At 72.6% G+C, this 11101-nt stretch carries 10 protein-coding genes and 1 tRNA gene; 3 read left to right on the forward strand and 8 right to left on the reverse strand.

Translation table 11 applies throughout. The features are described from left to right. Nucleotides 1–94: 94 nt before the first annotated feature. Together ACIPYQ_RS15910 and ACIPYQ_RS15915 are read right to left on the reverse strand one after the other, a co-directional pair. Complete coding sequence (locus tag ACIPYQ_RS15910) at nucleotides 95–1639, reverse strand: MFS transporter (RefSeq protein WP_401251126.1); 1545 nt, start codon at nucleotides 1637–1639, stop codon at nucleotides 95–97. Nucleotides 1640–1701: 62 nt separating this feature from the next. After that, nucleotides 1702–2484, reverse strand: a complete 783-nt coding sequence (locus tag ACIPYQ_RS15915) for a TetR/AcrR family transcriptional regulator (protein WP_401251129.1) — start codon at nucleotides 2482–2484, stop codon at nucleotides 1702–1704. 279 nt (nucleotides 2485–2763) lie between these two features. On the opposite strand from ACIPYQ_RS15915, the gene ACIPYQ_RS15920 reads away from it, so the two are divergent. After that, entirely contained in the window at nucleotides 2764–4041 is a 1278-nt protein-coding gene (locus ACIPYQ_RS15920) for a M6 family metalloprotease domain-containing protein (protein ID WP_401251132.1), read from the forward strand. Between the two features lie 101 nt (nucleotides 4042–4142). On the opposite strand, the gene ACIPYQ_RS15925 is transcribed toward ACIPYQ_RS15920, so the two are convergent. Further along, nucleotides 4143–4895, reverse strand: a complete 753-nt coding sequence (locus ACIPYQ_RS15925; protein WP_401251136.1) for a thioesterase II family protein — start codon at nucleotides 4893–4895, stop codon at nucleotides 4143–4145. 186 nt (nucleotides 4896–5081) lie between these two features. Between ACIPYQ_RS15925 and ACIPYQ_RS15930 the strand changes: the two genes are divergently transcribed. Beyond that, nucleotides 5082–5154: transfer RNA gene (locus ACIPYQ_RS15930), tRNA-Arg, on the forward strand. A 235-nt stretch (nucleotides 5155–5389) separates the two neighbouring features. Continuing rightward, nucleotides 5390–6256, forward strand: a complete 867-nt coding sequence (locus ACIPYQ_RS15935) for a nitroreductase/quinone reductase family protein (protein WP_401251139.1) — start codon at nucleotides 5390–5392, stop codon at nucleotides 6254–6256. Here ACIPYQ_RS15935 and ACIPYQ_RS15940 read toward each other — a convergent pair. From ACIPYQ_RS15940 to ACIPYQ_RS15960, 5 genes are all read right to left on the reverse strand, one after another. Then, nucleotides 6180–7478 carry an ATP-binding protein gene (locus tag ACIPYQ_RS15940; protein WP_401251141.1) on the reverse strand — a complete coding sequence of 433 codons (1299 nt, stop codon included), beginning with the start codon at nucleotides 7476–7478 and terminating at the stop codon, nucleotides 6180–6182. The two genes, ACIPYQ_RS15935 and ACIPYQ_RS15940, sit on opposite strands and share 77 nt — an antisense overlap. Continuing rightward, on the reverse strand, nucleotides 7475–7660 hold the full coding sequence (locus tag ACIPYQ_RS15945; RefSeq protein ID WP_401251144.1) for a hypothetical protein: 186 nt from the start codon (nucleotides 7658–7660) through the stop codon (nucleotides 7475–7477). Before ACIPYQ_RS15945 ends, ACIPYQ_RS15940 begins: the two co-directional genes overlap by 4 nt. A 141-nt stretch (nucleotides 7661–7801) precedes the next feature. Further along, a complete protein-coding gene (locus ACIPYQ_RS15950; protein ID WP_401251147.1) occupies nucleotides 7802–8485 on the reverse strand; it encodes a sortase domain-bontaining protein in 684 nt (227 codons plus the stop codon). 200 nt (nucleotides 8486–8685) lie between these two features. After that, nucleotides 8686–8889 (reverse strand): hypothetical protein, encoded by a 204-nt coding sequence (locus tag ACIPYQ_RS15955; protein WP_361762325.1) that lies wholly within the window; start codon nucleotides 8887–8889, stop codon nucleotides 8686–8688. A 136-nt stretch (nucleotides 8890–9025) separates the two neighbouring features. Beyond that, nucleotides 9026–11071 carry an MFS transporter gene (locus tag ACIPYQ_RS15960; protein ID WP_401251150.1) on the reverse strand — a complete coding sequence of 682 codons (2046 nt, stop codon included), beginning with the start codon at nucleotides 11069–11071 and terminating at the stop codon, nucleotides 9026–9028. Nucleotides 11072–11101: the final 30 nt, after the last annotated feature.

The following is an 11101-nucleotide window of genomic DNA, read 5'->3' on the forward strand; positions in this document are numbered from 1 at the left end:
GTCGTCGGTGCAGGGCTGCCCGAAAAGACTAACCCCGCTTGGTTCAAATTTGAACCAAGCGGGGTGGTCAGTCATTCCCGTGCGGGCACCGCCGTCAGTGGGCGATCACCGGGACCTTGACCTCGGCGTCCGCGGCCTCGCCGTCGCCGTCGCCGGAGGCCACCGGGCCGCCAACGTTCGGACGCCCGGTGTTGATCAGCGTCAGGGCGATGACCGAGCTGGCGACCAGGATGCCGACCGCCCACCAGATGGCGGAGGCGTAGCCCTCGACCATGGCCTGCGCCTGGATCAGCTGTCCGGCCGGGCCGCCCGCCGCGGCCTCGGCCGCGTGGTCGGTCAGGTACGCCGTGGTCGCCGAGGCGGCGATCGTGTTCAGCAGCGCGGTGCCGATGGCGCCGCCGACCTGCTGCGAGGTGTTGACCATGGCGGAGGCGACTCCGGCGTCGGCCGGGTTCACCCCGTGCGTGGACAGGGACATCGCCGGCATGAACGCCGTACCCATGCCGAGGCCGAGCAGCAGCTGCGCCGGGAGGATCAGCGCCGGGTACGAGGACCCGACCTCCAGCTGGGTCAGCAGCAGCATGCCGAGGCCGGCGACCAGGAAGCCGGGGCCCATCAGCAGGCGCGGCGGGACCCGGGTCATCAGGCGGGCGCCGATCTGCGTGGAGCCCAGGATCATGCCCGCGATCATCGGCAGGAAGGCGAAGCCGGTCTTGACCGGCGAGAAGCCCTTCACGACCTGGAGGTAGTAGGTCAGGAAGAGGAACAGGCCGAACATGGCGATGACGGCCAGGCCGAGCGAGAGGTAGACACCGCCGCGGTTGCGCTCCAGCAGGACGCGCAGCGGCAGCAGCGGGGACTTCACCTTGGACTCGGTGTAGACGAAGGCCGCCAGCAGGGCCGCCGAGGCGATGAACATGCCCACGGTCAGCGAGTCCGACCAGCCCGCGGACTCGGCGCGGGTGAAGCCGTACACGAGGGCGACGAGACCGGTGGTGGACAGGACCACGCCCGGGATGTCGAGCGGCGCGCGGTTGCGGGAGCCGGCGGGCTCGCGGATGACCATCCAGGCACCCACGGCCGCGACGATCGCGAAGGGGATGTTGACGAAGAAGGTCCAGCGCCAGTTGAGGTACTCGGTGAGGAAGCCGCCGAGGATCAGGCCGACGGCGCCGCCGCCGCCCGCGATGGCTCCGTAGATGCCGAAGGCCTTGGCGCGCTCCTTGGCGTCGGTGAACATCACCGCGAGCAGCGAGAGGGCCGCCGGTGCGAGCAGGGCACCGAAGGCACCCTGGAGGGCGCGGGCACCGAGCATCATGGCCTCGCCGTTGGCGGCGCCGCCGAGCGCGGAGGCCAGGGCGAAGCCGATGAGGCCGACGACGAAGGCGTTCTTACGGCCCCACTTGTCGGCGATGCGGCCGCCGAAGAGGAGCAGTCCGCCGAAGGCCAGCGCGTACGCGGTGATGACCCACTGGCGGTTGCCGTCCGAGATGCCGAGGTCGGTCTGCGCGGACGGCAGGGCGATGTTCACGATGGTCGCGTCGAGGACGACCATCAGCTGGGCCAGGGCTATGAAGACGAGTGCCTTCCAGCGGCTGGGATCGGCAGCCAGCGGCGGTGTCGCGGCTGTTTTTGACATGGGGGTACCCACTTCACTGTGCGGAATGACTGAAAAATACTAATTGGCAAGCTTTGTGCGCGTCACATGGTTTTTTGCCGGAGGTCGTCGAAAGTGGCCGCCGAACCCGGCAGTTCGGAGCGGGCCGGAGCCCTCAACCCGTCGAGGAAGAGCTGGAGGTGACGGTGGGCGAAGCGGTCGGTGTCGAGGCAGGCGGTGCCGGGCAGCGGGCGGCTGAGCTGGGACAGGGCGACCATCAGGTCGCCGACGCCGATGTCCGTACGGATCGCTCCGGCGCCCTGGCCGGTGGCCAGTAGTGTCCCGACGGCCGACTCCAAGGCGGTCTGCGCCGCGAGGAGTTCGGGGTGTTCTCGGTCGAAGTCGTCGGCGAGCATGGGGCACAGGGCGCCGATCCGCTCGTCGGCCGCGGCGTGCGTGAAGCGGCACAGCGCGGCGAAGGCGTCGGGCTCCTCGGCGAGGGAGGCCTCGGCCGAGGCCGTGACCCGGCCCATCACGAAGAGCACGACGTGACGGACGAGGGTGGGGCGGTCGGGGAAGTGCCGGTAGAGCGTGGCGTTGCCGATGCCGGCCCGCCGGGCCACTTCGTCGAAGGGGGCCGCGGAACCGAACTCGACGAAGACCTCGCGGGCCGCCGTCAGGATCCGCTCGCGGTTGCGTACGGCGTCGGCGCGCGGGCGCGGGACGCCGGAGCCGCCCGCGCGGGACGCGCGCGGCGCACGGGCACCGGCCGCCTCCCGCACGCGCGCCGGCTTCGGGGCCGGTTCCGGGACGTGCGTCGACGCCGGGTCCACGTTCGCCACGAGGGCGGACGGGGCCGCCGGGACGGTGGCGGTGGGGCGCTTCATTCCGGGGCCTCCCTGGCACGGTGACACGCGGTACGGACGGCTCGCCGTACGGACTGCTCGCCCGGCCCGCCCAAACGGGGAGCCGGTCCCCGCTTTGCGGGACTCACGTACAAACGGGGAACCGATCCCCGGTTATTTCACTCCCCCGTGTGACCTGAGTCACAAGCCGGTCCACGTTCGGCCTCTTCCGACGCGCGGGCGCGCCGCGCCCGTCGGAGGGTGATCGCACAGAGCGCAGACCGGAGAGGGCCGGCTGCCGCGGACCCGAAGGCGATCTCCATGCCGCAGACCCGCCGCCGGATACGCAAGCCCCGCCGCACCAGCGCGTTCATCGGCCTGACCGCGCTGGCCCTCGGCGTCTCCGCGACCGCGAGCACCGGGATATCCAGTCGTGGGAACTCGGCGGCCGGCCCTGTGGCCACGACCGTCGAATCGGCTCTCGCGCCCTGCCGGATCGCCGGCGCGATGGGCGTGCAGATGTCCGAGGGCCTGCCGACGCCGCCCGGGTACTCGCGCTCGACCGGCGAGGTCCGCGCCCTGAACCTGATGGTCGACTTCCCCGACGCCAAGGGGGAGGGGACCGCCGCGGACCGGCTGGGCGAGTTCTTCCCCCAGACCGCCGACTGGTTCCGCACCAGCTCGTACGGCCGGCTCGCCTACCGGCCCGAGGCCCCCATAAGGAACTGGCTGCGGATGCCGATGCCCTTCGCGGCGTACGGGATCGAGCGCGGGTCCCCGTACGAGCCGGGCTACCGGCAGCTCGTCGAGCACATCGCGAAGGCCGCCGACCCCGAGGTGGACTTCAGCCGGTACGACCTGATCAACATCCTGGTCACGCCGAACGCCGGGCCGTCCGCCCTGGACACCGTCCTCTCGGTGACCTTCTCGGGCAACGGCGAGGCCCCCGTCGCCGACGGGGTGCCGCTGGCCAACACGTCCTTCGTCTACAGCCGGCAGGACGACGGCTCCGGAACCTACCGGGAGACCGGCTACCGGGTGCTCCCGCACGAGAACGGGCACGTCTTCGGACTGCCCGACCTCTACACCTCCGACGGCGGGAGCACGGTCGGGCACTGGGACATCATGAGCGAGGACTGGGGCGCCAACAACGACCTCATGGGCTGGCACAAGTGGAAGCTGGGCTGGCTGGACAGCACGCAGATCAGCTGCGCGTCCAAGCCGGGCACCAGCGACCACACCCTCTCCCCGTTGGGGGTGCGGGGCGGCACGAAACTGGCCTTCATCCCGTTGTCGGAGAGCGCCGGGTACGCGGTGGAGGTGCGGACCCGGGCCGGGAACGACGAGGCCGTGTGCAAGCCCGGTGTCCTCATCTACAAGGTGGACTCCGAGGTGGACACCGGGCACGGCCCGATCACGGTGTCGGACAGCGCCGGCGCGAGCGGTGGCTGCACGCGCCGGCCCAATGTGCACGCGGAGCTGTCGGACGCTCCGTTCCGGCCGGGCGAGACCTTCACCGACGAGAAGGCGGGCATCAGCGTCTCGGTGGTGGGCCAGCTGCGCAACGGCAGTTACCAGGTCCGCGTCACCCGGCCGTAACCCCGGAAGGAACCGGCCGCCTTCGGCCGGCAGGGCCCTGAGCATCCGCGCTCAGGGCCCCCGGCCGGCTGCCGTGCGTGGCCGAACCGCGGTGCCGGGTCTCAGAGTTCTGCCGTGAGGGCCTCGCGCAGGATGTTCCCGACCTCGACCCGGTGCTCCTGGGCCAGCAGGAAGAAGTGGTCCCCGGCGAAGCGGCGCACCCGGCACGGCCCGGTCGTGTGGCCGGCCCAGCCGTCGAGCGGCTCGTGCGGGACCAGCGGGTCCGCCGTGCCGCCCAGCACGTGGAGCGGCACGTCGAGCCGTACGTCCTCGAACCCCGCCGCGGCCTCCCGGCTGAGCGCGATGTCGGCCCGCAGCACGCGCGTGACGTGGGCCAGCATGTCCGGGTCCCGCAGGACCCACTCCGGCGTGCTCCCGCCGTCGCGCAGCAGCCGGACCGCGTCCTCCTGGGTGACCGTGGTGTGAGCCCGGCGCGGGGTCCGGCCGGGCACCTGGCCGCTGACGACGGCCGCCCGGCACTGCGGGCCGAGGAGTCGGGCCGCGCGGGCGGCGAGGAGCGCGCCGAGGCTGTGTCCGAAGACCACCGTGGGCAGCGGGTCGCGGCCGAGCACCTCGTCGGAGACGGCGTCCAGGACCTGGTCGAGCCGGCAGCCCGCGGGCTCGTCGTAGCGGCGCTCCCGCCCGGGGAGCGAGAGCCCGAGCACTTCCACGTCCGCGGGCAGCGCCTCGACGACGGGGTAGAGCGTGCTGGGCCCGGCCCCGGAATGCGGGAACACCAGGAGGCGCAGACGGGGCGCGACAGCCTCGCCCGGCGGCCGCAGCGACGGCCACCAGGGGACGGAGGGGTCGTTCATCGTCGTCACCTCGAAGCTCCCGTTCACGGGCAGTTGATGATCCCGGCCAGCCTACGCAACGGGCCGGTCGGACCATCAGACCGTACGCCCGGGAACACCGGTCGCCGTGGATCACAGATGCGGATCAAGCACCACCCGCTACACTGACCGCGGTGGCCCGGCCTTACAGCCAGGTCTCCGCACCCTGCCTTCGTAGCTCAGGGGATAGAGCACGGCTCTCCTAAAGCCGGTGTCGCAGGTTCGAATCCTGCCGAGGGCACACTCCGAGGACCTCCAGCCGGAAACGGCTGGAGGTCCTTCGTCGCTCTGTGGTTTTATGGCGCACGTGTCGCGTGACGCCGCCTACTGAGATGTGGGCCGGGCGGTGGTTGGGCAGGCACCTGTTGTCGAAGGACCGGGCCCATGGGCGTCTACGCCACCGGCTACGGGTGAGTTCCCTCGGTTTTGCCGCTGCCATCACACGCACGCACACACCGTGAGGACGTTCACACTCCGTGTCATTTTCGTTCAATCAGACTGTCATTGATGAGTTCAGGGCCAACGCCGGCCGCGTCGGCGGTCCCTTCGAAGGGTCCGAGCTGATCCTGCTCACCACCACCGGAGCCAGGTCCGGGAAGCCCCACACCGTCCCGCTCGGGTTCCTGCGCGGCGGGGGCCGCGACGCCGGGGGGCTGCTCGTCGTGGCGTCCGCGGCCGGGGCCGACCGGCATCCCGCCTGGTATCACAACCTGCTCGCGCGTCCCCTCGTACAGGTGGAGACCGGGGCCGAGGAGTACGAGGCCGTCGCCGTGCCCGCCGAAGGGGCGCGGCGGGACGAGCTGTTCGCGCGCGTCGTGCGCGCGGAGCCCGGGTACGGGGAGTACCAGGCGCGCACCGGGCGGGTGATCCCCGTCGTGGTGCTCCAGCGGACGCACGAGGCGGCCTCGGGCGAGGGCGGGATCGCCGGGAAGCTGCTCGACGTGCACGGGTGGCTGCGGGCGCAGCTGGCCCTCGTACGGGAGCTCGTACGGGATCGGGCGCGCGAGGAGCCGAGCGGCGGCGGGGCGCTGCCGCTCGGGCTCCAACTGCGCCAGCACTGCCTGGCGTTCTGCCACTCGCTGGAGTTCCACCACAAGAGCGAGGACGCCGGCCTCTTCCCGTACCTGGAGCAACAGCACCCGCACCTGCGGGAGTTCTTCCGCCGGCTCGACGCCGAGCACCGCGGCATCGCACGGCTCCAGCAGGAGCTGACGCAGGCGCTGGACGCGCCGGGCGGTGCGGGATTCGGTGAGCGGGTGGAGCGGCTCAGCCGGGAGCTGGAGGCTCATCTCGACGCCGAGGAGGCGCAGTTGCTCCCCGTGCTGCGGGCCCTGGGAGCGTGACGCGGGCCTCGGCGCCGCCCTCCTCACGGTTGCGGAAGGCGAGGGTGGCGCCGAGGGCCCGTGCCTGGCCCTCGGCGATGGTCAGGCCCAGCCCGTGGCCCTTGTTCGTGCCCTCCGTGCGGAACCGCTGCGGGCCGCAGGTGAGGAGGTACTCCGGGTAGCCGGGGCCGGAGTCGGTCACGGTCAGGGTCGGGCCGTCGACGGTGACCGTGACCGGGGCCGCGCCGTGGCTGTGCGCGTTGGCCACCAGGTTGCCCAGGATCCGCTCCAGGCGGCGCCGGTCCGTCTCCACCCGCGGGGAGGAGACCACCTCCAGGGCCGTGTCGGTGCCGGAGGCCCGGATCGTGCGCGCCGCCAGATCGGCCAGGTCGTGCCAGTCCAGTTCCACGCGCTCGCTGCCGGTGTCCAGCCGGGAGATCTCCAGCAGGTCCTCGGTCAGCGCGCGCATCGCCTGTACGCGGTCCCGTACGAGCTCGGCCGGACGGCCCGGCGGCAGCAGCTCGGCAGCCGCGTTCAGACCGGTCAGGGGGGTGCGGAGCTCGTGGGCGACGTCCGCCGTGAACCGCCGTTCCGCTTCGAGCTTGCGCTGGAGGGACGAGGCCATGGTGTCCAGGGCCCGGGAGACCGCCGCCACCTCGTCCTTGTGCCGCAGGCTGTCGTCGACCCGTGCGTCGAGATCGCCGGCGGTGATCCGGCGGGCCACCTGCGCGGTCAGGTGCAGCCGCCGGGTGATGCGGGTGACGCCGAACGCGCCCATGAGGAGGGTGGCGCCGATGGCCAGGCCGGAGGAGCCGAGGATGGCCCGGTCCAGTTCGGCGATGGTCCGCTCGCCGGCGCGGAAGTCCACGGACACGGCTATCGCGGTGCCCTCCTCGGCGGGCGCGGCCGCCCACATGGCGGCGCGGCCGCGGTGCTCGCCGAGCGCGGTGCCGCGTTTGCCGTCGACGGCCCGTGCGCGCAGCTCGGGGGGCAGGCCGACCGGGTCGATGCCCTCGCCCCGGGGCAGGCGCGCTCCGGTCTCGTAGGCCCTGATGGTCCGCTCCAGCTTCGTCTGCGCCTTCTCGCGGGCGGTGGCGACGGTCTGGTGGGTCATGGCGCGGTGCACGAGGACGCCGAGGAGGGCCGCCAGCCCGCAGCACATGAGGGTGATGAAGACCGCGGCCTTCCAGATCAGCGTGGAGGTCCAGGCGGGCAGCCGCGGGCGCGGCGGCCGCGCTCTCATCGGCGGGGCTCCGCCGGGGTTCCGGTGCCGGTGCCGGCGACGATGTCGGGGACGGTGACGGAGCACATGGCCGTGCCTGAGCTCATGGCTGTGCCCATGGCTGTGCCCATGGCTGTGCCCATGGCCGTGCCCATGCCCGAGCGCATGCCTGTGCCCATGGTGGTGCGCTGGATGTTGCTCATGGTCCCCGTTCCCCGTCCCCTGTTCCGCGGTCCCTGCTCCGCGGCCCCTGCTCCGCGGTCCCCGTTCACCGTTCACCGTTCCCCCGGTGAGCTCACGGTAGTGCGCCCGTTTCGGCGGGTGGTCGGCGGGATCGCGCCGGATCAGGCCGCCACGAGGTCGGCGTAGAAGATGACGTTGTTGGTGCGGTGCCCGTTCCTCACCTCGCCGCCGCAGGTCAGCAGGCGCAGCTCGGGCCGGTCGGTGTCCCCGTAGACCTTGCCGGTCGGAAAGTCCTTCTTGTTCACGTCCTCGATCTCGCGGATCTTGAACCTGGCCGTCCGCCCGTCCTCGCGCGGCACCTCCACCACGTCGCCCAGCCCGATCTTCTTGACGTCCTTCATCAGCGCCGGCCCGTGCCGGGTGTCGAAGTGCGCGACGAGCACCGAGACCCCCTTCTCGCCGGGGGTGACCCCCTCGGTCCACCAGCCGGGCGTGTCCGCGTCGGTGTCGGCGTCCGGCACGCCGAGCTCGCCGGAGACCGGGTCCACCGCCAGGTCGACCATCCGCTTCGCGTCCACGCCCGCCGCGTCGATCTTCATACCGGTCGGCTTCGACCGGGGCAGCGCCGGGGCGGCGTCCACGACGGGCGTGAGGGCGGGGGCCGCGGTGCTGCCGACCTCGGGGTCCGGCGGCAGCTTCGTGCTGCCGCCGCCGCAGGCCGCGAGGCCCCCGGAGACCGCGACGGCGAGGACGGCGGTCGCCACGGCCCGGCCGGTGCGGGCCCGGCCGGTGCGGGCGCGGCCGGTGCGGGCGCGGCGGACGGGGGCGGCGAGGGTGCTGGTCATGGCGGGCGTACTCCGTGCGGGCATGCGGCGGGCGGGACGGCCATGACGCTACGGGGGTCATATGTGGGTGTTCCGTCGGTGATGTAACGATTCTCCGGGCGCCACCCGGCGAACCGGCTCCAACGACTCCCACGGCCCCCACGGAAAAGGCCCTCCCGGTCAGGACCGGAAGGGCTACGTCCAGAGACGGGTCGACTCGGTCAGCTCAGGCCGCTGGTGCGTTCGCCGATGCGGTCACCCTGCGGAGTGCCGGCGCGCTTGAGCGCGGCCTTCGTGTGCAGCCCGCCCTTGACCTTGCTCCGTACCGGACCGTCGAAGCCGTGACCCGGCATCCGCGGCGGCTGCGCCTGCTCCTGCGCCTTCGCGATGGCCGTCCGGACGTCGCGCTTCTGCTCTTTGTTCATCCCGTCGTCAACTCCCTCGGGAAGCACCCAATCGGACTACTGGGATCGTATGCATATATAGCGACCAACGCACCCGGACCGGCACGTAAAGAATTCCGATCAAGATTCCGATCAGGGCTTCCGGCTCGGGTCCGGATCACCGGCGCGGCGGAGCCGGCAGCTTCGGCTGCCCCAGCGTCTGGTGGACCAGGTCGTCCGGGCAGGGCGTTCCCCGCGGCAGCTGGTACTTCGCCGCCACCCGGTACTCCCCCGGCGCGGGCGCCAGCAGTTCCGTCCACACGTCGCCGGTGCCGTCCGGCGCCGCCTTGAACAGGCATCCGGCGGTGTTCGCGTACTCCTTGCGGAGCGCGCCGCCCTCCCGGCTCCCGCCCCGCGCCTTCGACGCGAAGGTCTCCTGCGGCGGCGGTACGGGCTTCCCCGCCGCGTCCACCAGCCCCAGCCACGGGGAGTGCGGGATCCGTACCAGCACCCGCCCGGGCTTCTTCACGTCGATGACCAGCCGGTCGGCACTCGCGCGCACGACGGTCGCCGGTCCGGCCACCAGGTCCGTCGGCTCGTGGACCTTGAACAGCTGCCAGTTCGCGTCGCCCCACACCTGCTGGAGGTACGGGAGCCCCTCGCGCACGAGCTTCGCCTCGTCCTCCCCGCCCGAGTCGGGTTTGTCGGCCGGCAGCACCACGTAGTGCACGGCCCAGCGCTCCAGCCAGGCCCGGTAGCTGTCGGCGGTGAGGGTGTCGTCGTAGAAGAGCGGGTTGCGCTCCAGGTCGGCCTGCCGGTTCCAGCCGCGCGCGAGGTTCACGTACGAGGGGAAGGCGGAGGACTCGCGGTGGCTGCTCGCGGGGACCACCTCGACCCGGCCGCGGTCGGCGCCCGCCTTCTGCAGCCGGTCGACGAGCGGGGCCAGCTCACGGTTCCACGCGGCCACCGGGGTGGTGCGGATGATGTCCGTGATGCTGTTGGCGGTGATCCAGGCGTTCAGCCCGACGAAGGCGAGCAGCACCCCGTACCAGCGCCGCGAGCGCGGGACCTCGTAGGCGAGGGCCGCGAGCAGCACGGCCCCACCGAACAGCATCACCAGACGGGTGACGTTCGAGCCGACCTGGGAGTCGATCACCCAGGTCAGGAAGACCCCGAGGGCGTAGACGGCGGAGGCGATCCGGACCGTCTTCCACCGCTTCGGTACGAGGAAGAGGATCAGCAGCGCGAACACGAACGGCAGCCCGGCCGAGCCGATCTTCATCGGCTGCGTCCCGGAGAACGGGAAGAGCCAGGCCGACAGCCCGACCACGGCCACCGGGGCGAGCCCCAGCGCGTACGCACCCGGGCGCCGCCCGCTCAGGAACAGCGCGGCCGCGATCACCCCGAGGAACAGGCCGGCGACGGGGCTGGCGGCGGTCGCGAGCCCGGCCAGCGGGGCCGCCACGGCGGCCTTGGCCCAGCGCCGCCGCGCCCACTTGCGGGGCCAGCAGAAGACCGCGGCGACCGCGGCGAGGGCGAACATCGCGCCGAGACCGAAGGTGACGCGGCCCGACAGGGCGTTGCAGAGCAGCCCGTACACCCCGGCCAGGGCGGGCCACAGCGGCTCGCGCACGGCCCCGCGGCAGCGGGTGAGGATCAGCGCGAGCAGCCCGGCCGAGACGGTGCCCGCGATCATCATGGTGGTCCGGACGCCGAGCATGTGCATGAGGTACGGCGAGACCACGCTGTACGAGACGGGGTGCATGCCGCCGTACCAGGCGAGGTTGTACGCGGAGTCGGGGTGGCGGCCCACGAACTCGGCCCAGGCGTCCTGCGCGGCGAGGTCGCCGCCGCTGTTGGCGAAGCTGAAGAACCAGACGACGTGCAGTACGGCGGCGAGCGCGGTGGCGACGGCCACGGGGTGGCGCCGGGCCCCGTCGAGGGCGGCGCGGAAGAACCCGGTGCGGGGCCGTATGCCGCCGGGAGCCGGGGCGGAGGCGGAGGCGGCGTCGGGAGCGACGCCGAGGCCGGGGCCGGTTGCGGGGCCGGGACCGGGCGTGGCGCCGGGGTCGGCGGACGGCGCGAGGACCCCCGGGCCGGCGGACTGCCCGGGCACCCCGGAGCCCCTGCCCTCGTCCTCGCCCCGGCGCTGGCCCTCGGCACCCCCGCCGTCGGCCGACGGGATGGCGTCCTGACGCCGGCCCTGCTGCTCAGCAGTGGTCACTGCCGCTCTCCCCAACACATGAGTCCACAC

The organism is Streptomyces sp. NPDC090045, assembly GCF_044747975.1.
In the GTDB taxonomy this organism is placed as follows: Bacteria; Actinomycetota; Actinomycetes; order Streptomycetales; family Streptomycetaceae; genus Streptomyces.